Source organism: Halomonas sp. SIMBA_159 (assembly GCF_046536035.1).
In the GTDB taxonomy this organism is placed as follows: Bacteria; Pseudomonadota; Gammaproteobacteria; order Pseudomonadales; family Halomonadaceae; genus Vreelandella; species Vreelandella venusta_A.
In genome coordinates this window covers 108,927-129,505 of record NZ_JAWJBT010000013.1, presented here as the reverse complement: position 1 = coordinate 129,505, position 20,579 = coordinate 108,927, and the positions used below count along the sequence as shown (strand labels likewise).

The window sequence follows — 20,579 nt, the reverse complement described above, 5'->3', positions numbered from 1 at the left end:
ACGGGGACGGCTCATGGATCCTCCTAGATACCTTTAGTATAAGGCCTGGAGGTGTCTACGAAACCCAGGGCGATTCAAAGCTCCCTGTTGCCAAAGCGCTTCACTTCCACAATTCCGACATCACCACGATCAGTCAGAAACATTAAATCAGGGTATTTTTGATGCCCCATTAAGTCTTGAACACGGCCCTGCCTAACTAAATGAATACTGTCTACAAACAGGCCTATCCTCTCAAGACACAGCAACTCATGGTTCCTGAAGATCACATCCTCTAAATGTGATTCAAGAAGCCTTAACTCCCCCAGCCGTTTTCGCTTCAACTTTTGATCAGAGCCATTAGTGCTGGTTTTCACCATGCCATCAATCACGCTAGTTCACTCCTTGATTTCCCTAGAGTGGCCGCAGCACTCACCTGCTGGTCTTGCCAAGCCCCATATGTTTGGCCAGTGCCTTCCAATTTCCAATGTATTCGTCCATTGGCACTTCGACCTGACACCACTGCAGCAGCGGCACTCGGGCTAGTAAAGGCGTAATCGCTGGCGAAACGTCTCACCTTGGTCTCGTCCTCAACCAGCACTCCTTCATCACATAGCTGCTGATAGAGGCTTTGGTAACCACCATCAACACCTGTCCATGTACCTCTCGCGATAGAACCTTCCAGCACGTAAAACTCACCGTCCAGTTCTTGCCCGTAAGCTTTAATACCGTAACGAGGTACTTCTGCTACAAACTTTGGAGAGGCCGCTGGCGACGGTTTTAATATCGACGGTGGGTGAGATGGCATAGGCCGACCTCGCAAAAAATCCAGCCCAAGTACCGGCAGTACGGTACGGATCTGCTCAACAAAAAACGCCATATCTGCACGGTCGGATTCTGGCAGGTTGATGTATTCGTGCGCGGTGCCGTTGACCAGCTTGCAGCGCCCTAGCTCGCCTGCTGACTGGATCAGCAGGCTTTCCAGATATTTGACGTGGGCTTTGGTGAGGTTTTGATCCTTGCTGGTCACTAAACAGACTTTCTCCCAGAAGTCCTTCCCGCCTTTATCTTCTGGCCGGTTGTGCTGTTTTAGGCGAGTAGCCACATCATCACTTTCGCCGATATACACCTGTGGGCGTGGGCTGCCTTCCAGGTCAGGCCCCACCAGAAAATAGATACCGGTGCGGCCGCACTCGGGTCGCTGCACTAGCTCTGTCAGCTTGGTGCGTGGGCCGGTGAGCACGTGGCCGGTCCAGTTCATAATCTCAGCGGTAAGCAAGCCGTTGGGCGTGCCATCCACTAGAAATAGCCGGATGCTTCGTCCCTGTGTCATTAATCACATACCTGTCAAAAAGAAATATATTCATAAGCAGTTGATTTAAATGAGCCATAACCCATTTTTGCTTATAAAAGGGCACTGCTTATCAAATACCCGTCAAATAAAAAAAGCAGAGCGATACCAATACATGACGATTATCGCGATGATCAACTAATGAGTGATCAATGTTGCGTCTTGGCCTGCTGATTATCGTCGGGGGTTGTGACGTCAGGATTGGACGGTGCGTCTTCACCGATTAAAACGGGCTTGCCATCCTGCCAAAACACCGCGTATTGGCCCAGGCGGCGCTTGCGCTCTAAGGTTTCGGCCACGGCGGTGCGAAGGCTGTTAAGCATTTCCTGAGTATCGGGTGGAAGTTGTGTCATACAACCTCCATCTGAGAGGCCTCACCAGTCAACACCGAATCCTCTGGTGGCTGCCAGCCGCGCACGTCGATCTTGCCGGTGACGGCGGCAGAGATTAGGGCTGAGCGGCGCTCTTGGAGTAATTCCACTTGTTGCAATGATTGTGCAATAACAGAGTCATATTTTGAACTCTCTGAATTACATATATGGATAATGCGCTTCTGCTCAGCAAGTGGCGGAAGAGGGACCTTAACACCGAGAAATTCCCCATGATTTAAATCAGGAATAGTTGTCGTACCTGCCAGCATGCGCAAGTGACCCTTTAACTCTTTAACGCACAACATGTACACAAGGAAATCTCTGTCAATGCGAGATCGACTGTAGTCAATCTTGAAAAAATTGTTATGAAATGCTCCAGACACCTTGGTAATTACCTCTCCTGTTGCTCCAGTTCGCGCTAGGAGAACATCTTCTTCATTACAAACCACTCTTTTTGACGGAGCATCTATATATTCTGAACCTTCTTGCAGATAGCCTGAGTTAATCAGCTTTATGGTTATATACCTTACCCGGCCATTTCCAGGTGCATGAAACCGTTCACTTTGAGGAATTTGAAGGCCCTGAGATAAATGAGTGAAACGGCGAAACTGCAATACCTCCCAATGCTCAGGCACTTCCCCGAGCCACTCCACCCCGGAGTCTTTCATCGGCACATCGGGGTTGAGTCCTTTGGTAACGGCATGGGAAATCACCGCCTGGCGCTTTTCCTTGAGCAGTGCGATCAGGCGCTGCTGCTCTTCCACCAAGGCGTCGATGCGGGCGGTTTCGTGGTCGAGGAATGCTTGAATTTCAATTTGCTCCTTGTAAGGAGGCCAAGCAATCGTGAAGTTCCTGACAAAGTCATCTGGTACGCGCTTTTGACCACCAGCACCGTACATCGATGACTCACCAAGGACTCGAAAAGGTTCGGACGAGACGACACGATATAAATATTCACTTGTTGTCCAACTGGCCTTCGGACGCAGCACGATGAGTTCTGTAGTGCCAAAGCCAACGCGATTCTCGAGACCACGCATTACGGCCCCTTTCCCATTTTCAAAGCAGGGGGTGATTTTCGCTATTGTGACATCGCCCTCCCGAACATAGGTATACCCAGCCAAAACCTCACCTATTGGTCGAGTCTGAACAAGTGACAACGATCCATCTTCCCCTACAGCCTCCATAGGTATGAAGCTCACTGATCTCTCTGCAGGCAGTGTCCGCACCTCCGTTTTGGAAGGGTTGAGCTCGGCAACGTACCTCAGTCGTTTAACCTCCCAATGCGCTGGCACCTCCCCAAGCCACTCAACGCCGGAGTCCTTGTATTCGGGATACCGCGGAAAATTACTCGGGCTATCCCTGCCCTCGCCCTTCGGGCCAGTCGCTTCGCGCCTGTTCAAATTTGCTCCAGACAAATTTGTCATGCCGATAGCTCCTCGATCATCTGCTTGATCTTGTCAGTGCAGGCTTTGAGGTCGGCGTCTATCTCTTCCAGTGGGCGCGGTGGCGTGAACTGGTAGAAATGGCGGTTGAAAGGAATCTCGAAGCCGACAATGCCGATGCGGCCATCCAGCTCATCGCGCTTGTTGTCGTCGATCCAGGCATCCGGTACGTAGGGTTTTACTTCCCGATCAAAGTAGTCATATACCGATTCACCATAGGGCACGTTTTCGTTATCGCGCAGGCTGGTGTCTGGCTCGGGGTTGCCTTGCTTGTCCAGGCAGATATCGGCGTCCGGGTCACGCTCAGAAAGCGCATTGAGAATGGCCTTCTGTACGGGGGCGCCCACTTTTAAGTCTTCAGCCTTGAGCGCGGCATTCAGCACTTTGGTAAACGCTTTGCGATTGGTGTAGCGATGCTCACCTAATTGCTCGCAGGCAGCTTTGAGCGCGGCTTGCTCGGCGTCATCCAGTTTTTGAATGGCTTTTTCGTCATCGAGTTTGGCCAGGCGTTCTGCGCTGGCTTCAAAATTCAAGCGCAGCGGCCGCTCGACGGTAATGCGACGATAGCCAAAGGCTTCTACGGGGAAGAGCTTGCTTTCGTCGTTTTCCTCATAAGCGCCATACAAGCGGACGATATCGTCAATATCGCGGTCAGTAATATATTGGCGTTTGCTGCCTAGCGACTTGCGCATTTTGCTAGCCCGGCCAGTGGCGTTAACCAGCTGTACTTTGCCTTTGCGCTCAGCGGGCTTGTTGTTGGAAAGCACCCATATATAGGTGGCGATGCCGGTGTTGTAGAACATATCCGTGGGCAGGCCGATGATGGCTTCCACCATGTCATGTTGCAGCAGGTAGCGGCGAATTTCAGATTCCCCACTGCCCGCCCCACCGGTAAACAGCGGCGAGCCGTTGAGGATGATCCCTATGCGCGAGCCGCCGTCCTGCCGGGAGCGCATTTTGGCTACCAGATGCATCAAAAACAGCAGTGAACCATCGGAGACACGCGGTAGGCCAGGTCCAAAGCGGCCATCGTAGCCACGGTGCTTGTGCTCGTCGGTGACCTGCTTCTGCACCTTCTTCCACTCCACGCCAAACGGCGGGTTAGAGAGCATGTAGTCAAAGTGCTCACCTGCTAGCTGGTCATCCGAGAGCGTGTTGCCGAGCTTGATCTGCTCGACTTCCTGTCCCTTGACCAGCATATCGCCCTTGCAGATGGCGTAAGACTCGGGGTTGAGCTCCTGCCCGTGCAACGAGACGGTGACATTCTTGCTGACCTGCTGAATATACTCGTCGCTTTCAGAAAGAAAGCCGCCAGTGCCCGCCGTTGGGTCATACACAGTGACGATGCTATTAGGCTTGAGTTTGGATTCCTGCCCAGTGAGCACTAGCGAGGTAGTCAGATGAACGATATCGCGAGGCGTAAAGTGCTCACCAGCGGTTTCATTGGAGCTTTCGGCAAACTTGCGAATCAGTTCTTCAAAAATGCCACCCATGCCATGGTTGCTAACCCGCGCTGGGCTTAGATCAATCGCCGCGAACTGCTGCACCACCTTATAGAGCAGGTTATTGGCGCTGAGCTGCTGAACAAAACTTTCAAACTCAAAGTGCTCGAAAATCTCCCGCGCGCTCTGGCTGAACGACTGCACGTAGCTCATCAGGTCGTCGCTAGTCTGGGTGTCAGACAGGCTGATCAGGCTAAAGGGTGACGCATTGAAAAACGGCTGGTTGGCTGCGCGAAGCAACAGCTTCTCACGCACTGCCTCAGGCTTGTTCTGATGGTCTTCAGCGGCTTTCAGCACATCGACCTTGGTAGTCTCTAAGACGCACTCCAGGCGGCGCAGCAGCGTAAACGGCAGAATGATGCGGCCATACTGGGACTGCTTGAAATCGCCGCGTAGAAGATCAGCGACCGACCAAATAAAAGCAGCAAGCTGAGAGTGACTTTCCGTGTTCACGGATGCTTCCCCATATTCAGTAAAAATTGATGAACACTATCATACACACCTCGGTTCGCAGCTGAGTACCTTATGGCATCGCCGCTTAGACAAAGAGTGCATTTATCGAGCGTTCGACGGTGCGGCTACACATCACCGTATAATTTGCCTAGCCGCGCCAGTACGATCCGACACAACTTAATGATGCCGCGCACTCAGCTGGGTTCGAATCCAGCAGTCAAGCTCCTCTTCGTCCCATGCTACTGCCCTCCCCCCAAGTTTGGCCTGCCTGGGGAATGAAGGGTCGTAATTGGGAGAGTTCTTATCTAATTTATTGTAAATGGTTGATCTGGATAGCCCAGTGCGCCTAATGACCTCTGGCAGCCTGAGCATAGACTTGTGCTGATACCTTACCTCGCCACATGCAGAAAGGTGCGACTCAGCGTTAAAGCTTTTCAAGCAATTGATTTGGTTATGCATTGCGTATCCTCACAACAACAAATGAACGGGTATCGTCTGATGACTTCACCAGATGTTGACCGCTGCTATGTTCGCGCTGAGAGAATTATGTGGATACAGTAAGACCTAAACTGAAAACGATTTTAGGTTGCGGCATTGACTTTTTAAAAAAATTAGCGATCAAGGAAGGATGTGAGATGAGTATGATTGAAATTGAAGAACAGCAGTATCTTCAAATAGTTAATGATTCTAAAGCCTTGAATGAGCTTTTGTCAGAGCTAGATATCATTTGCACTGAATTAGGTACAGAGCTTCTTCATGAGCAACCTGTAGATGAAATGGATGCTATTGATCATGAAAAGCAATGGCATGAAGCTCTAACTCAGGTGGTGGCAGGAGAACCAAACCCATTTGACGATTGGAAAGTATCAATAAGGCTTGTACAGACTACAGACAAAAAAAAGCTTCAAGAAAACATTGACAACCACTTAAAAATAGCACTTCGACAAATAGCATTAGTATCACACTTCAACCAACACATAATTCCTCAAGTACGGAAAAATATTCATGAGGATGTTCGGCGACACCGTATGCTGTTAAACGCGCACTCCTCTATAGGAAAAGCTGCTGCCTATGCGCATCAACATGCCACTGCCTGGAGGATGCTAAAAGACTATCGTGATAACTCAGTTGAGACTCGCTCTAAAAAAGCTGCAAAAGCCAACACAGAGATAAAAGAAGAAAAAGACGCATTACTAAGAGCACTAACAAAGTGGGCGTTGGTAAAAAAACGCCCTATTGGAGGTTGGAAAGATTTACAGTCTGCTGCTTTGGATATTGCCATCTCGATACATCCACTGATGATTGAATATGGCATTAAAACCACTAAAGATGAATTAAAATTATCTGAAAATTTAGAAAAAATCATCTTCAAAGAAGACAGCTTAAGAAGCCTCTACAATAAAAATGCTAAAGAAGAGCTAAAAAAACCTTACAAAATCAGGGAGATCCCCTTTTCAGCAAAAATTGAGATACGTAAAGATATTTAAAGAAGATCACAGTACTGTGACAAGCTCTCTTAATTTAAGAGAGCTCTATAACAGATATTAAAAATTTAAACATTTCAAGCTTTGAAAAACAGGCAGTCTTATAAAGTACAAAAATTTACAATGGGCTTGGAATAATCAACCTCTGGACCCGTCAAAGCAATGCACACCATTTCCTAAGTTTTTAGAATATGCCTTACATAAATAGCTAGCCGCTCCAAACACCTGTCCAAAAGTCATTTGATCTTCCTGTTGAAAAAACCATACAGCCATCTCGTTAGTTATAGGTTTTCGTGGTAATTGCACAAGCCCTTCCATACATTCATGAGGCTGGTTGATCGCCAGCGCCCATGACCTGACGATGCGATGAAAAATATTTTCATATACATACCGACCGCATGGAGACTTACCAACAAAACCGATACTGTTGTATGCATCACCATTTAACAATAATAAGAGGTGGTAATGTGGATTGATACTTGTATCTTGTTCACAACACCACACAACCCGCAATCTATGCGGATACTTTGTGTTGGCTCTGTCTAGCTCGCGCCTTAAAAAAATCTGAAATTCGCTCAAAGTAGAGTTTTTCTGCCCTACTGCGCTAGAATTCATACTAATTGGAAAACGAAGATCAATACGAATTGCCAAAATACGTTTGCAGTCCTGGCGGGCATTTCTCATCACATCCAATAATTTCGCTAGGTAATTTTCTATCAGCGGTCCTTTCTGTGTTTGAACCGACATGTACTGATAATAGTTTTCCCACCACAGCTTTAGAGCAGGATTATCGGGATGGCGTTTACGTCGATGTTGACCAACGTTGTATATAGCGGCATTCATAACAAATCTCCTACTTCATTCAAAGGATTGCGTATGGCTAGATAGCCATGTCTATGTTTGCAGAGGGGTTTGATAATTAAATAGCTAGTCTGAGCCCGTCTCTAATTGCACCTATCCCACTCCCTCTAATAACAATGATTCCTTTAAAGCACAAACATTAAATAAGTAAATGGCTTGAATATACCTCTATCGATTAGGCATAAGTTCGTCGGCTTTAACGCCTCCTTCCATAAGCAATATCACCATACTTTAAAAAGGCATATTAATATTACCGTCATTAACCCAGCCTTTAACCAACCAATTACTTAGCTCTTAAAGCCCACAGCTGTCAGGATTCTCTATAGACTTACTGAATATAAAACTCCATTTTTAAGTAAAAAATAAATTCATTTAACATGGGTTAATTTTACAAACATTCCTCTTTATTTTTCAAATAATCACGATGGTCAGTATTATCCATCCATTCGCACTCAACTCCTTAAGATAATACAACCTACCAATTCAAACAACCAAGTTTCTTTGCAAAAAATCCAACATGAATAACTCTAATGATCACTAAAAGTTCATTAATAAATAAAAAGATTCATTAACGTCTTATAAAGTCCAACACCCTATTAAATTTGCATGAAAAAATATCAAACCCCACTTTTTCAACGACTGTTAAGCTTAGGCATAGAAAAACAGCAACCTGTGTGTTGCTGTTTTGGCATTCATTAAATCGAGCTTTGGGAGTAACGCATGAGCAATCAAACTACCTATCCATCCCCCTTCTGCTACGGAACTAGACAAGAGCTATCAAATGGCTACCAACACCCCACTATTTCTGGCCGCAATATCCCTCCATATCTATCGCCACAGCTTCAGTCCAGCAGCGGCCGAACAGCCAAAATATCTAAAGTTAACCTAGTTAGGGGGATTATTAGCACATATTATCGGCACGTCGTGACTCCTGATGGAGCTCATTTCCTAATACCCATTGATGGTGGCCCTGTTTTGATACCTGAGACTGAAATCGTTGCACCTGTCATCAAAAAAATCGTGGCAAATTACAGTCAGCGTGATGTCACTGACCGAAGCATAATGGATGCATTGGATGTAATTCTCAAAGAACCAACCAGTCCGCAGATTATCGGTAACGGACGTACTTGGCTTGGTCAAAACCTGGAGCGCTATATTGAAATAAATGACACGGTGATGATGTTTCCAACTGGGCAGGAACTCATGACTCAGCCCCAGAACCTCTGTCCATATTGGCATCCCTACAATAGTCGATCTTTCCAAGCTCCCCCGATGCAGGGAGACATCCAGGGCTTAAAAGCAATCGAGTCCTATATCACTTTACCAAAGGATAGAGAGTTTTTGATCTATACCTATTTAGTTCTGTGCTTGATGCCAGATAAACAACAGCTAGCATTAGAGATAACCGGAGAACGCAGCAGCGATGCATCAAAATTACAGCAACTCATTAAAAATTTAGTCGATCCAGTTCGTAAGGAAACAGCCATTCGTGACATCCCTAAAACCGTCAAAGAAATTGATAGATGTGCTTGGCGACATCATGCCATCAGTTTAGAAGACATCGAAGACAACCTTAGCCCTGTGGTACAGCGCCGGCTTTTTGAATACCTACGTAAAACACCTCTTAATTGGAAGCCAGTAGGCTGCCATGAGAGCACTTCCACACTCATGGTTTCACGCACCTGTATTTTAAGCAGTTCTGAACCCGTCATCACATATGATGCTTTATCTGACGTGACATTGAGTTTGGAAATGCCCCCTCTTTCTTATACTCAACAAGTTAGTCCATCTTTTTCAACACCTAAGCAGCAGAGAATTACAGGCAGGCTCCGAGCACCCATATTTAATGCATTGCTTACATTACTTGGCAAGGTGCATGCAAAGGCATGGCAGCTAAGAATAGAACGTGAAGTACCTGCAAAATGGCGAGATTTCTGTCGAATTGGCGTTATTGTCTCTATAGCACTGACCAAAAGCGACACTCTTTTTTGGTTTCAGTACGACGCGTACCGGAAAGAAAGACTTTGTGAAATTACAGAGGAAGAGCCGGTTGCCCAAGCAATCATTGATTACATTAGCAAAAATGACATTAATGAACCTATCGAAAAACCCGTAAAAGCTTGGTTTGCCACTTTGGCAGAACATCAGCCTATATGGGCCAGTGAGAGCAAATGGCCTCGTGAACCACGTGGCCTAGGTTCTGCATTGAAGCGCATTGCTCCCCTGTTAGAAGCGCAGAGAATTACTTGTTATAGTAACGGAAAACGTGGCTCTTATAGGCATTGGGTAATCGGCCCTAAGCCTACAAGCATCCTAGACAACCTGGATGCTATTCAAGATTTGCTATAATGCTCGCCTGCCCTATACGCGAGTGGAGAAAACTTCGCCAAGCGCTGAGGCTTGCTCTTGGCGAGGTGAGGCATAGATTTTACCCTAATGCTTGAGCAAGTGGAGATACCCCTGGTTAAGATGATAAGACTCCCTTGCAAGAAACAGCATACCACCCACTTTTCTTGGCGGCATCAATCACCGGGTACCTCGCCAAGTCTGATGCAATGGTCGACTGGCCCCATATCGCCCCCCCCTACCTGAAAGAGCGTTCCCAAATCGTTGCGATAGGCACGCCTTGTAAATCTGAGCCGCGCTAACATGAGGAAAAAATAGCCTACGGCGCTCCATCAGTTGCTAGCCGATCAGTGCACGGCGGCAGATGTCGCGATAAACCTACGCACTAAGGCGCTGGGTAGCTTGATAGCGGCTCATGGTCATGCAAGCAGCGTCTGGCAAGCGACTGCTAACTCATATTAGGGAGGCCTTAGTGAAGCTTTAGGAGTACACAAACAAGGAGAGGGGGTGCTCTCAATCTTCGAGTCCAACGAACGTAAGAAGAAAGCGAAAGGAATGACGATTTTATGTAGCTCCTGCAAGCGCATGTGGTGTACGGAACGGGAACAGTTTGATCGCCATTAATGACCAGATTCGTAGCTCATTAGAACGTTGGGGTCAGCAGGATCAGACACACAAGTATCGACGAAAAGGCAAAAAGTAAAGCCTTCACGCACTCAACGATATGACGTTACTTCGCTCCGGTTTGAATGATGTGACGACGTCCGCAGTCGACATACTCGTTTATTTCATGCGTAACCGTCACTTTTGTATAGATTTAAGTTTTCAACGTCGTGACGTCGTAGCCAGTGAGCCCTAGCTTCATTGGCTTAATTAACTTATCTGACCTGCAGTAATTCATTCCACTGCGTCGTATACCTTGGTGTACGCCGCTCACTACGCAACGACCAGGCGTTTCCTTTTCGTGGCAGGCCCAGCTGTACCGTCCACTTGCCCAGCTCTCGGTTGAGTTTATCCATCGTCGCCATCAATCGTTCGCTACGTTTGGCTTCTTCGTCAGTCTGAGGGGATTCAGTGAGGGTAAGCTGTCGGTTAGCTTTAGGCGATAGATCAAGCAGCATGAGACCCACTTTGTGGTAGGCGTACCCTTTTCGCCAGAGACGACGCAAACCTTGTACCGCAGCGGAGATGATCTCACGACTATCATCAGTGGGCCGTTCCAGAGAAATGACGACACGTTGACGATATTGAGGTAAATCCGTGCGAAACGAGTTTGTGCGGATAAACACCATGACGGCGCTGGTGACGCTTTGCTGCTTACGAAGTTTTTCGCCCGCCCTGGCAGCATGATACCGTAGCGGCTCCCTTAACTGATGGGGATCGTTGGTAAGCCGCCCAAACGAACGAGACACCATGATCTGTTGTTTAGGCTGGCTCATGTCATCTAGCTGAATGGAGGGTTGCCCCCGCAACTCCCAGACAATGCGCTCCTGCACCACACTAAAGTGCCGACGGATATGTTTCGGGTCTGCCTCTCGCAGGTCCCAGGCAGTCTCAATGCCCATGACGCGTAATCGCTCGCCGGTGCGGCGTGCAACGCCCCATAGTTCGGTGACAGGCAACTGCTTCAGCAACGCTTTAGTAGACGCGCTTTCTGCAAGCAACGTGCATACACCTTGGTCTCTATATGCAGGGTGTTTTTTAGCGGCATGATTGGCGACCTTGGCCAACACCCGTGTCGGCGCAAACCCCACTGACACGGGAATACCTGTCCACTGCTTCACGGTATCCCGCAACGCTTGGCCTCGATGTTTCAAGGTATCTACCTCAAATCCCTGAAACCCGACAAAGCTTTCGTCGATGGAGTACACCTCTACATGGGGTGAAAACTCCCCCAGCACCTCGGTTACCCGTTGGGACATATCACCATACAACGCATAGTTGCTGGATAGCAGGACGGCTTGGCGGCGCACTTCGGGTGTTAACAGATGCATGGCAGCCCCCATTTCAACACCCAGCGCTTTTAATTCGTTAGAGCGAGCGACGACGCAACCATCATTATTAGATAGTACCCCCTACAGGACGACCTTCCAGTGATGGGTTGAAGACCCGTTCGCAGGAGACGTAGAAGTTATTGCAGTCGATCAGAGCCATCATTGCAGCGTTGCCCCTGGAAAGCTGTGAAGCACATGAGTCACTACGCCCCAGACGTGCGACTCACGACCATCTAGGGGAATGGGAGGGTAAGCAGGATTACTTGCCCGGAGATAAGTCCGCTGCCCTACTCGCTCAAGGCGCTTTACTGTGAGCTCGCCATCAACACAAATGACGATAATGCGCCCTGGTAAGGCTTCGAGGCTGCGATCCACCACCAGCAAATCCCCATGATGAATTCCATCACCAATCATGGAGTCTCCTTCAGAACGTACGAAATACGTTGCAGCAGGCCGTTTCACCACATAGCGGTGAAGATCAAGATCGGTATCTAAGTGGTCATCTGCGGGCGATGGAAAACCTGCGCGCACGGCACAAGTATAGAGCGGTAAGGGCTGCGACACTGTCAAAGCGCCTGCTTGTCCTAGTAATGTCACTGATAACGTCATGGGCACCTCCATTGATAACTGTATATAAAAACAGTATCTGTAAAGTGCTCAATTAACGCAATACCGCATCGGCGTATCCCAACTAATTTCAGACCTATATCACTCCCATGCATCCACCCCACTGGAACCTTTTTCCCCTGCATAGGAGCTTCAATATGTCCCCCCCCTGTAAGCGTTGTGCATCAACACGCATGCTGAACCTGGATACAGCCCAACGCGTAAGCGTGGTGGGCAGCACCTTGATCGGCGGTGCTATTGGCGCATGGCGCGCAACCGCCGTCACCGGTCCACTGCCATTGGCGGTGACTCGCTTTCCGCTGGCAAAACTGCCTGCCGCCATGATGGGTGCCATGGCCGGTGGTCAAACCGGCTTGCGCATCGCCACCACATTGTTTGAACAGTGGCTGCCAGTTGGCAGCGGGACACCGTGGTTATGCTTATCTTGCGGCTGCACCTACCGCGACACCTACCCGCCTTTAGCACCTAACGCTTAACCCATCGTTGTTCGCCCTGTGTGGGGCGGATGATCCGCTTACTCACTTTCTCGCGCTGGCCTTTGGTCGGCGCTTTTTTTATGTCTGGAGAATGACTCATGGCACATCTCGTTGAACACATGGCTTACGTTGGCGATACCCCTTGGCATGGCCTGGGGCAGCAACTGTCTCGTCATCAACCGCTGGAGGTCTGGCAGCAACAGGCCGGTATGAACTGGCATATCGAAGAAGCGCCGGTGCGCTTTATTGCCGAAGGGGCTAGCCACCTGGGCAGCATTCACTCGTTCCCTGAGCAGAAAGTGCTCTACCGCTCGGATACCAAAGCACCGCTGTCGGTGGTGTCACAGCGCTATAAGGTGGTGCAGCCTGAAGAGATCCTGGAGTTTTACCGTGACCTGACCGAGTACGCCGGGTATGAGCTGGAGACAGCAGGCGTGCTGAAAGGCGGACGTAAGTTCTGGGCGTTAGCACGTAGCGGCTTAAGCACGTCGCTCAAAGGTCAGGATGAGGTCAACGATTATCTGTTGTTAGCCACGTCGTGTGACGGCACTCTCGCCACCATGGCCACGCCGACCACGGTGCGGGTGGTGTGCAATAACACGCTGCAAATTGCCGTCGATGGCACGTCGCAAGCGGTGAAGGTACCCCATCGTTCAGAGTTTGATCCCCGCGCCGTCAAACGCCAACTGGGCATTTCGGTGTCGCAATGGAATGACTTCATGTACCGCATGAAAGCCTTAGCCGAGCGGAAAATTGATCACCGTGAAGCGCAACACTACTTCCAAGCGGTGATGTGCGGCGTGGAGACGCCGTTAGACGATCCTTCCAAACTGCCCAACTACCGAGCGCTCAACAAGGTACAGAAGCTCTACCAGGGCGAAGGGCGTGGCGCTCACTTGGTGACCGCGAAGGATACGGCCTGGGGCTTGCTCAATGCCGTGACCGAATACGTCGATCATGAAAAGCGCGCACGCAGTAACGATACCCGCATGGACTCTGCCTGGTTCGGCCAAGGCGCACAGCTGAAGCAGGAAGCACTCAACGCGGCGCTGGCCTTGGTCAGCTAACCATTAACGGCGTAGTCACCACGTTACCGCTGACCTACCTCGCTACCCTCACCCCATAGACGCCCAGCCCTTAATCGGCTGGGCGTTTTTTTTGTTTGGAGGCCTATATGGCAACGCTACACCACGATCTCGACTTAGCCCTTACCCAGCTCACAGAGCGCCTGCTGACCCAAGACCAAACCCAGGCAACCACCTACGTCATGGCGAAAGGCCAGTTTTACCGCGCGGAGCTTCGGCTCGTGCCGGTATCCCCCGATGAGCTGCCCAGCGATATCTAACCCCATACCGTTTTTAAGGAGAGCCGTCATGGCGAACAAGACACACATGGTCACTCAAGAGGCATCGTCTCTCCAGGCGGTGCCGCCTACTTCTTCTCCATCGACCACTGACAGTACGGCCATTATCCAAGTGATCGAGCGCGCAGCGCTTAACCCTGACGTCGATATCGACAAGATGGAGCGCCTGCTGCAAATGCAGGAGCGGGTGATGGATCGCCAGGCCATGATGGCCTACAGCGCTGCTATGGCTGCGATGCAAACCGAGTTGCCCAGCATTGAAGAGCGTGGGCAAACCAATAACGGCTGCTATGCCACGCTGGAGGATATCGTCGATACCGTGCGGCCCATCCTGCAAAAACACGGCTTCGCAGTGAGCTTCCGTATTCAGACACAGGAGCGCGGCATTCAAGTGACGGGCGTGCTGATGCACAAGGACGGCCATCGGGAAGAGACCAGCATGCTATTGCCTGCGGACATGAGCGGTAACAAGAACGCCGTCCAGGCCTTTGGTTCATCCACCAGCTACGGCAAGCGCTACGTACTGTGCGCATTGCTCAACATCACCACACGCGGGCAAGACGATAATGGCCAGACCAGCACACGCGCAGCTGTAAAGAGGGTTACGGCTTTTCAGGCGGGGCAGATTCAGCGTTTGATCAGTCAATGCCCAGCCACCACGCAAGAGTGGTTCAGCGGCAAATACGGCGCTGCGGTTCAGGTGCCTCAGGCAGATTTCGACAAACTCCGCGCATCCCTCACCAAACGAGCCGTGAAATAGCGGCTCAGCTCGACCACTCATCGCCTACAGGAGGCGTGTATGCAGATACTCACCATGCCACAAGGCTCGCCCGAGTGGCTGGCGGCGCGTCTTGGGCGCGTCACCATGTCAGAGCTCAAGGCACTGCTGGTGAATGGCAAAGGTCCCGGCGGGTTGGGTACCGGAGCCATCACCTATATGCACCAGTTGATCGGCGAGCGCATGACCGGTGAGCTGGCCGAGCCGTTTCAAGGCAACGCCCATACCAAGCGGGGGCAGGAGCTAGAGAGTGTTGCCCGCTCGCTGTATCGCGATATGACCGGCGCACCGAAACCCAAAGAAGTGGGCCTGATTCTCAACCACAACGTGGGCTACTCACCGGATAGCCTGATTGGCAGAAACGGCCTGTTGGAGATCAAGACCAAGCTGCCCAAGTTTCAGATTGAGGTGCTGCTCAACGGAGAGATACCCGATGAACACGTGCCCCAATGCCAGGGTGGGCTCTGGGTCAGTGAACGGGAATGGATCGACTTTGTGAGCTACTGGCCCGGAATGCCGCTGTTTGTGAAACGCGCTTATCGAGACGAGGCGCTGATCCGCACGATTACCGAGCGGGTTGAGGCGTTCCATGAGGAGATGGAGCGGCGCATCAGCCAAGTGATGGCGGCGTGACTTGCCCACTGAACCACAACACTCATTTACTATTAACGACATAGATGCCGGGGCCACCACCCCGGCATCTTTATTTTTTGGAGGTCATCATGCCCCATAGCAAATTCAAAGCCGGTGAAATGGCGGGCACCTATCACGTCACATCACCAGTCACAGAAACCGACATCATCACCATGGCCAAGCGGTTCGCACGCCGCAAGCTCGCCAAAGGCCGCAAGATTTCACAGCCCTCGCAAGCGTTTGAGCACCTGCAGCTCCTGCTTCAGGACTATGAGTACGAGGTGTTCAGCGTGCTGTTCCTCGATAGCCAACACCGTGTCATCTGCTTTGAAGAGCTGTTTCGCGGCACTATTGATTCAGCCAGCGTGTACCCACGAGAGGTACTAAAGGCGGCACTCGCTTACAACGCCGCCGCTGTCATTCTGGTGCATAATCACCCCAGCGGTGACCCTGAGCCTAGTGATGCGGATCGGCGTATTACTGAGCGCCTGAAGGAAGCACTGGGTTTGATGGATATTCGGGTGATTGACCATGTGGTGGTGGGAAGTGATGGGTGTAAGTCGTTTGCGGAGATGGGGTATTTGTAAAGCCCAAATTCATATTATGGAGCTGCCAGAGAGGCAGCTCCAACCGTCAAACTGGCTTTATTTTTTCGTTACTTCAGCAAACGGCCAAGAGCGGAAGCTGAGTGAGCCGTGATATAAAAAATGGTTGTCTTTACATCCTCACAAGCAACAACCAGGCGCTTCACGTACGAAGGGCATATACGTAGGCTTCGACGGTACCTCCCTTTGCAAGCATCACTGTTGTGCGCACACGCTGGTATTCAGCACCCTCGAAATCATCCAGGGCCTGCCAGTGTTCCGGCAAGTTTTCGGACACAAAGACATGGCCTTTGATGGCATCCCCAGCCTCGTCCAACACTAGGCCTGGAAAGCCCATAACGGCACCCCAACCTGCTTCGATGAGGCGCCCCTTGATATGCCCAGTTTCCCACTTCCCTCCGATTTCTTGCATGATGTGTTCGTTGGGTCCGCCCGGGCCGAGCGTTCCGTAGATAAAGATGCGTTCCATAACAAACTCCTAGCAGATGTTGTAAGGGGTCCTGTAATGTCATCAGGGAAAGACTACTACGCGGCCGTCAATGCATGAACTAGCCTGGTCGTTAATTACTAAGCGTAAAGAAAACGACCAAAATTTAAATCAAATAACTGCCAGACGCCGACTTTAAGATATTTCGTCTATACGCCTAAATGGTTTTGCTAACTGAGCTATTGCATCATCTCATGCTCTTGAAAATAATTTTTTATATCACGTGGTATATCAATAAACCAATACAGCTATAAATACTTTAATGACACTGGTTCGAAGAAAACCTCTAGCACTCCAGAGAGCGCTAGGGGCTAATCCGTTACAGGGCTTTCACTAATTCACCGTAATCACCCCCCACACGCAAGACAATGGTCACATCGTTGTCATTACGGTTGCGGAAGAACCAGCCGTGATTGCCGGTGAAAGCAGCTTCAAGCTCACCTTCATCCTCGGGCACGCCACGGCCTTTTTCGTAGCTAATGGAGTTCCTATTGCCATCACCGTGTGTGTCAAAGTTGACAGGGCCACCTTCGGATACCCAGGCAAAGGTCGCCACCGCCCCTTCTTGCATGGTGAGTTTGTACTCCGTGCCTTCTCCTGGCGTCAGGGTAAAGCTCACCTCATCGCTCCACGGAGACGCTTCTTCCGCTTGCGCCGTCTGTGAAGCAGCTTCCTCCGTCGCTAATGCCTCCGCCAGTGCCATGCTGGCATCGGTCATCACCCTGTCAGAATCTTCGAGTGAAGGTGCTACGGGATCACTCGCTGAGGCTGAATTGGCTGTTTGGAGAGCTATCTCTGCCTCGGACGTCGCAGTCTGAGCAACAGCATCGTTTACCGGCGCAGGCTGGCGATCACTGACGATCTCTTGAGATGCCGAGGGTTGAGACGCCTGTTGGGCCATGGCTTGATCGTTGGCCTGGTCAAGCTCGGCTTCCTTAGCCAACTGGGTCTTGATTTCCCCCATCTCAGTCAGCCCCAACAAGCGCCCAGCACCGGTGGGGTCAATGGCATACTCGGCAGGCAGCACGACGGTGATCAGCAAAGCGACAGCAATAACGGCGGCATCAGCGTAGAGCGAAGTAACTTACCCGTTGACGGTAGTTCGGCACGGGTTGGAAGATCAGTGTTATACATTAGGGACTCCCTCAATTAGGCAATGAAATAGCCGGTCAGTTGATAACCCACCAGCATAAAACCAGCACACATCATGGCGACGTTGGCGGTATACGCGTGGCGTAAGAAGCCCGTCGTGCGTCGCCAGAAGCCCATCACAATGAGAATGGCGCTCAATGCCAGTAGCTGGCCGATCTCTACGCCTACGTTGAATGCCAGGAGGTTAGGGACGAGACCATCAGGCGAGATATCGTATTCAATGATCTTGCTCGACAGGCCAAAGCCGTGAAACAGACCGAACACCAGTGTGGCGACCTTGGTGTTGGGCTGAAAGCCGAACCAGCGCTGATACGCCCCGATGTTATCGAGCGCCTTGTAGACAACGGAGAGTCCGATGATGGCGTCAATTAGGTAGCTATTGATGCCGATATTGAAGTACACCCCTAACAGCATCGTCGTCGAGTGACCGATGGCAAAGAGGCTGACGTAAATGGCGATATGCTGCATTCGGTAGAGGAAAAAGATGACCCCTAACAAAAACAGAATATGGTCATACCCCGTCACCATGTGCTTGGCACCGAGATACATAAACGAGATCAAATGAACACCATAGATCTCTTGGATATAGCCCTTGTCACCTTCAGCCACCGCGTGAGCAAGCGCTTCGCAACTGGCTCCCAGTAGCATTAACAGCAGGGTTAGAAAAGCTAAGGCGTGGCGTCGGGCCATCATAGGCAAGCCGAGCACACCCCTTACTTGGGATGGAAACATGCAACCTCCACGGGTCTGTCATTAGTATTGGCCATCGGATAGATGGCCCCAGTCATCACGCGACGACTGGCCGTGGAGGACGCTCTAAGCGATAGACACGACGCTGAGGGGAACCGCGGCGTTCGCCTAGCCGCAGGGCATGACGGACGTTGGGTGCGATGGCAATGCTCGCACCCAACCGGTCTGCTTGTTCGTGGAAGTGACTGCCACTCTCATGGGGGAATTGGTGACCGTCTTCATGCATGTGGCCATGGGTATGCCCATGGCCACTGAGATCACTCGTATGGTCGCTGACTATGCTCGCTGCCCCATGCGCTTGCGCCTCGCCAATGCTGGTAATGACCAAGCTAGGCAAGAACACTAGTAAAAACATCAGATAGCCAAGACGGTGGCGAAGCCGATGGAGCATGGAAAAAACAACCAGAGTGAAAGTGACAATCGAACAATACATACTGCTTTAACGCGAGCATTGGCAGCATGATACCAATAGATTAACATCCCCCCTAGGGGGATAGAAACAATGAAAAGGAAAAGAACATGACACCGCATACCCACCAGTCGCATCCGGATATCATCAAGCGACTCAATCGCGCTCGCGGCCATCTACAAAGCGTGACGCACATGATGGAAGAGGGGCGCCACTGCCTCGACATCGCGCAGCAGCTCCACGCGGTCGAGAAAGCTGTCCAGCAGGCTAAGCGCGTATTGATCCACGACCATATTGAGCACTGTCTGGATGACGCCCTTAGGCCGCTCTCTCCAGAACAGCAACACCATGTCGACGATTTCAAAGCGATTGCGCGTTATCTGTGAGGAGCTAACGTCAATTCAATACTTTGGTCTTCCTCACAGGGCATTATTTCAACGGTGATGTGAACGAGAGAAGAACAATGGGCTTGGATATGGCGTTTGTAAGCCGAGGGCGACTCGGGTTCATGGGCCACGATGGAGACGATAGCGGCATAAATATTGGGGCCAATCGACCACACATGAAGATCAGTAACACAGGCATCGTCATTCTCAATAGCCTGCTTGATAGCGTTTTCCATCGATTGGTGCTGATGATCCAGCAGTACTGTCGATGTCTCTTTAAGCAATTGCCAGGACCAGCGGGTAACCAAGATAGCGCCCACGATGCCCATGGCAGGGTCCATCCATCCCCACCCCGCATACTTACCCGCCAGCAGCGCCACAATCGCAAGCACTGATGTCAGTGCATCTGCCAGTACATGCAGGTAAGCGGCACGACGATTATGGTCATGATCGTGATCGTGCCCATGATGGTGATCATGACCGGCCTCGCCTAATATCCAGGCAGAAATACCATTGACCACCAAACCGATAAACGCGACAAAAATAGCGCCATTGAACGAGATCTCAACAGGTTGAATAAAGCGGCCCACGCTTTCTATCACCATGTACAGGGCGAATACGGCCAGCAGTATCGCCCCAGTAAACCCGCCCAGCGCGTTGACCTTTCCGGTGCCAAACGAGAACCGATCACTTGTAGCCTGCTTCCGGGCATAGGCATACGCGAAGGCGGCAATGCCCAGTGCCACTGCGTGAGAACCCATGTGCAACCCATCGGCCAGCAGCGCCATTGATCCGTATATCACCCCCGCCGTAATTTCCCACACCATCATGGCCAGGGTCAGCCCGACCACAATGAGCGTCCGCGACTCACCGGAGCGTTTATGGTCCTGACCAAACGTATGGTCGTGTTGCCATTGGTCAAGGCGGTGGTGATGCATGAAGGGCGTACCTAAGGAAAGAAGATCATATTCAGCGTATACACTACCGAGCATTGCGACGCCACATATCCCCCCAGGGGGGATAGGTTGATCTTAGTGGAGAATAGATGGGGTCACAACTGGCCATGCGATAGCATCGCACTTTTTGTGCATCTGTTTTTTTAAGCATTTTGAACACTTTCTCATTAATAGCTG

Annotated in this window: 23 protein-coding genes; 9 read left to right on the top strand and 14 right to left on the bottom strand. The window is 50.6% G+C overall.

What is annotated here, in order from left to right; all coding sequences use genetic code 11:
* Positions 1-74: 74 nt before the first annotated feature.
* The 6 genes from R0J87_RS10510 to R0J87_RS10485 all read right to left on the bottom strand — a co-directional run bounded on the left by R0J87_RS10510 (position 75) and on the right by R0J87_RS10485 (position 5,467).
* Positions 75-368, bottom strand: a complete 294-nt coding sequence (locus tag R0J87_RS10510; RefSeq protein ID WP_498886023.1) for a hypothetical protein — start codon at positions 366-368, stop codon at positions 75-77.
* Positions 365-1,309 (bottom strand): GIY-YIG nuclease family protein, encoded by a 945-nt coding sequence (locus R0J87_RS10505; RefSeq protein ID WP_498886021.1) that lies wholly within the window; start codon positions 1,307-1,309, stop codon positions 365-367. Before R0J87_RS10505 ends, R0J87_RS10510 begins: the two co-directional genes overlap by 4 nt.
* Positions 1,310-1,476: 167 nt before the next feature.
* Positions 1,477-1,680 carry a hypothetical protein gene (locus R0J87_RS10500; protein WP_159342143.1) on the bottom strand — a complete coding sequence of 68 codons (204 nt, stop codon included), beginning with the start codon at positions 1,678-1,680 and terminating at the stop codon, positions 1,477-1,479.
* The gene (locus R0J87_RS10495; protein ID WP_498886019.1) at positions 1,677-3,122 is read right to left on the bottom strand and encodes a restriction endonuclease subunit S; all 1,446 of its coding nucleotides are present in this window, start codon (positions 3,120-3,122) and stop codon (positions 1,677-1,679) included. Before R0J87_RS10495 ends, R0J87_RS10500 begins: the two co-directional genes overlap by 4 nt.
* The gene (locus R0J87_RS10490; protein WP_498886017.1) at positions 3,119-5,095 is read right to left on the bottom strand and encodes a type I restriction-modification system subunit M; all 1,977 of its coding nucleotides are present in this window, start codon (positions 5,093-5,095) and stop codon (positions 3,119-3,121) included. The genes R0J87_RS10495 and R0J87_RS10490 overlap by 4 nt, the downstream gene beginning before the upstream one ends.
* A gap of 177 nt (positions 5,096-5,272) precedes the next feature.
* Entirely contained in the window at positions 5,273-5,467 is a 195-nt protein-coding gene (locus R0J87_RS10485) for an AlpA family phage regulatory protein (RefSeq protein WP_159343746.1), read from the bottom strand.
* A gap of 176 nt (positions 5,468-5,643) precedes the next feature.
* Between R0J87_RS10485 and R0J87_RS10480 the strand changes: the two genes are divergently transcribed.
* Positions 5,644-6,582 (top strand): hypothetical protein, encoded by a 939-nt coding sequence (locus tag R0J87_RS10480; RefSeq protein ID WP_498886015.1) that lies wholly within the window; start codon positions 5,644-5,646, stop codon positions 6,580-6,582.
* Between the two features lie 135 nt (positions 6,583-6,717).
* Here R0J87_RS10480 and R0J87_RS10475 read toward each other — a convergent pair whose 3' ends face one another.
* Positions 6,718-7,422 (bottom strand): YagK/YfjJ domain-containing protein, encoded by a 705-nt coding sequence (locus R0J87_RS10475; RefSeq protein ID WP_498886013.1) that lies wholly within the window; start codon positions 7,420-7,422, stop codon positions 6,718-6,720.
* A gap of 738 nt (positions 7,423-8,160) precedes the next feature.
* Here R0J87_RS10475 and R0J87_RS10470 point away from each other — a divergent pair.
* Positions 8,161-9,789: an AICE-type RepA C-terminal domain-containing protein gene (locus R0J87_RS10470; RefSeq protein WP_498886012.1), complete on the top strand. Its 1,629-nt coding sequence runs from the start codon at positions 8,161-8,163 to the stop codon at positions 9,787-9,789.
* An 875-nt stretch (positions 9,790-10,664) separates the two neighbouring features.
* Here the strand turns inward: R0J87_RS10470 and R0J87_RS10465 are convergent.
* Together R0J87_RS10465 and R0J87_RS10460 are read right to left on the bottom strand one after the other, a co-directional pair.
* Positions 10,665-11,804: a Y-family DNA polymerase gene (locus R0J87_RS10465; protein WP_498886030.1), complete on the bottom strand. Its 1,140-nt coding sequence runs from the start codon at positions 11,802-11,804 to the stop codon at positions 10,665-10,667.
* 135 nt (positions 11,805-11,939) lie between these two features.
* On the bottom strand, positions 11,940-12,389 hold the full coding sequence (locus tag R0J87_RS10460) for a LexA family protein (RefSeq protein WP_498886011.1): 450 nt from the start codon (positions 12,387-12,389) through the stop codon (positions 11,940-11,942).
* Between the two features lie 155 nt (positions 12,390-12,544).
* Here R0J87_RS10460 and R0J87_RS10455 point away from each other — a divergent pair, with 155 nt between their 5' ends.
* The 6 genes from R0J87_RS10455 (at position 12,545) to radC (ending at position 16,244) form a co-directional block, all read left to right on the top strand.
* The gene (locus R0J87_RS10455) at positions 12,545-12,883 is read left to right on the top strand and encodes a hypothetical protein (protein ID WP_498886009.1); all 339 of its coding nucleotides are present in this window, start codon (positions 12,545-12,547) and stop codon (positions 12,881-12,883) included.
* A 98-nt stretch (positions 12,884-12,981) separates the two neighbouring features.
* A complete protein-coding gene (locus R0J87_RS10450; RefSeq protein WP_159342121.1) occupies positions 12,982-13,950 on the top strand; it encodes a DUF932 domain-containing protein in 969 nt (322 codons plus the stop codon).
* Positions 13,951-14,057: 107 nt separating this feature from the next.
* Positions 14,058-14,228 (top strand): hypothetical protein, encoded by a 171-nt coding sequence (locus tag R0J87_RS10445; RefSeq protein ID WP_167359389.1) that lies wholly within the window; start codon positions 14,058-14,060, stop codon positions 14,226-14,228.
* A 28-nt stretch (positions 14,229-14,256) separates the two neighbouring features.
* On the top strand, positions 14,257-15,006 hold the full coding sequence (locus R0J87_RS10440; protein WP_498886006.1) for an ERF family protein: 750 nt from the start codon (positions 14,257-14,259) through the stop codon (positions 15,004-15,006).
* Between the two features lie 39 nt (positions 15,007-15,045).
* On the top strand, positions 15,046-15,657 hold the full coding sequence (locus R0J87_RS10435; protein ID WP_498886004.1) for a lambda exonuclease family protein: 612 nt from the start codon (positions 15,046-15,048) through the stop codon (positions 15,655-15,657).
* A 44-nt stretch (positions 15,658-15,701) separates the two neighbouring features.
* On the top strand, positions 15,702-16,244 hold the full coding sequence (gene radC / locus R0J87_RS10430; RefSeq protein WP_498886002.1) for a RadC family protein: 543 nt from the start codon (positions 15,702-15,704) through the stop codon (positions 16,242-16,244).
* Between the two features lie 160 nt (positions 16,245-16,404).
* On the opposite strand, the gene R0J87_RS10425 is transcribed toward radC, so the two are convergent.
* From R0J87_RS10425 to R0J87_RS10410, 4 genes are all read right to left on the bottom strand, one after another.
* A complete protein-coding gene (locus R0J87_RS10425; RefSeq protein ID WP_498886001.1) occupies positions 16,405-16,731 on the bottom strand; it encodes a gamma-glutamylcyclotransferase family protein in 327 nt (108 codons plus the stop codon).
* A 337-nt stretch (positions 16,732-17,068) separates the two neighbouring features.
* Entirely contained in the window at positions 17,069-17,791 is a 723-nt protein-coding gene (locus R0J87_RS10420) for a hypothetical protein (RefSeq protein ID WP_498886000.1), read from the bottom strand.
* Between the two features lie 107 nt (positions 17,792-17,898).
* Positions 17,899-18,633 carry a HupE/UreJ family protein gene (locus tag R0J87_RS10415; protein WP_498885998.1) on the bottom strand — a complete coding sequence of 245 codons (735 nt, stop codon included), beginning with the start codon at positions 18,631-18,633 and terminating at the stop codon, positions 17,899-17,901.
* 55 nt (positions 18,634-18,688) lie between these two features.
* Positions 18,689-19,042, bottom strand: coding sequence for a hypothetical protein (locus tag R0J87_RS10410; protein WP_498885996.1), 354 nt, complete (start codon positions 19,040-19,042; stop codon positions 18,689-18,691).
* Positions 19,043-19,170: 128 nt separating this feature from the next.
* On the opposite strand from R0J87_RS10410, the gene R0J87_RS10405 reads away from it, so the two are divergent.
* A complete protein-coding gene (locus tag R0J87_RS10405; RefSeq protein ID WP_085919469.1) occupies positions 19,171-19,446 on the top strand; it encodes a metal-sensing transcriptional repressor in 276 nt (91 codons plus the stop codon).
* Here the strand turns inward: R0J87_RS10405 and dmeF are convergent.
* Positions 19,437-20,384, bottom strand: coding sequence for a CDF family Co(II)/Ni(II) efflux transporter DmeF (gene dmeF / locus R0J87_RS10400; RefSeq protein ID WP_498885994.1), 948 nt, complete (start codon positions 20,382-20,384; stop codon positions 19,437-19,439). The two genes, R0J87_RS10405 and dmeF, sit on opposite strands and share 10 nt — an antisense overlap.
* Positions 20,385-20,579: the final 195 nt, after the last annotated feature.

Coding starts and splice junctions, on each gene's coding strand:
- R0J87_RS10505 (WP_498886021.1), bottom strand. CDS start 1,309: ATGACACAGGGACGAAGCATCCGGCTATTTCTAGTGGATGGCACGCCC.
- R0J87_RS10500 (WP_159342143.1), bottom strand. CDS start 1,680: ATGACACAACTTCCACCCGATACTCAGGAAATGCTTAACAGCCTTCGC.
- R0J87_RS10495 (WP_498886019.1), bottom strand. CDS start 3,122: ATGACAAATTTGTCTGGAGCAAATTTGAACAGGCGCGAAGCGACTGGC.
- R0J87_RS10485 (WP_159343746.1), bottom strand. CDS start 5,467: ATGCTCAGGCTGCCAGAGGTCATTAGGCGCACTGGGCTATCCAGATCA.
- R0J87_RS10475 (WP_498886013.1), bottom strand. CDS start 7,422: ATGAATGCCGCTATATACAACGTTGGTCAACATCGACGTAAACGCCAT.
- R0J87_RS10470 (WP_498886012.1), top strand. CDS start 8,161: ATGAGCAATCAAACTACCTATCCATCCCCCTTCTGCTACGGAACTAGA.
- R0J87_RS10460 (WP_498886011.1), bottom strand. CDS start 12,389: ATGACGTTATCAGTGACATTACTAGGACAAGCAGGCGCTTTGACAGTG.
- R0J87_RS10455 (WP_498886009.1), top strand. CDS start 12,545: ATGTCCCCCCCCTGTAAGCGTTGTGCATCAACACGCATGCTGAACCTG.
- R0J87_RS10450 (WP_159342121.1), top strand. CDS start 12,982: ATGGCACATCTCGTTGAACACATGGCTTACGTTGGCGATACCCCTTGG.
- R0J87_RS10445 (WP_167359389.1), top strand. CDS start 14,058: ATGGCAACGCTACACCACGATCTCGACTTAGCCCTTACCCAGCTCACA.
- R0J87_RS10440 (WP_498886006.1), top strand. CDS start 14,257: ATGGCGAACAAGACACACATGGTCACTCAAGAGGCATCGTCTCTCCAG.
- R0J87_RS10435 (WP_498886004.1), top strand. CDS start 15,046: ATGCAGATACTCACCATGCCACAAGGCTCGCCCGAGTGGCTGGCGGCG.
- radC (WP_498886002.1), top strand. CDS start 15,702: ATGCCGGGGCCACCACCCCGGCATCTTTATTTTTTGGAGGTCATCATG.
- R0J87_RS10425 (WP_498886001.1), bottom strand. CDS start 16,731: ATGGAACGCATCTTTATCTACGGAACGCTCGGCCCGGGCGGACCCAAC.
- R0J87_RS10415 (WP_498885998.1), bottom strand. CDS start 18,633: ATGTTTCCATCCCAAGTAAGGGGTGTGCTCGGCTTGCCTATGATGGCC.
- R0J87_RS10410 (WP_498885996.1), bottom strand. CDS start 19,042: ATGCTCCATCGGCTTCGCCACCGTCTTGGCTATCTGATGTTTTTACTA.
- R0J87_RS10405 (WP_085919469.1), top strand. CDS start 19,171: ATGACACCGCATACCCACCAGTCGCATCCGGATATCATCAAGCGACTC.
- dmeF (WP_498885994.1), bottom strand. CDS start 20,384: ATGCATCACCACCGCCTTGACCAATGGCAACACGACCATACGTTTGGT.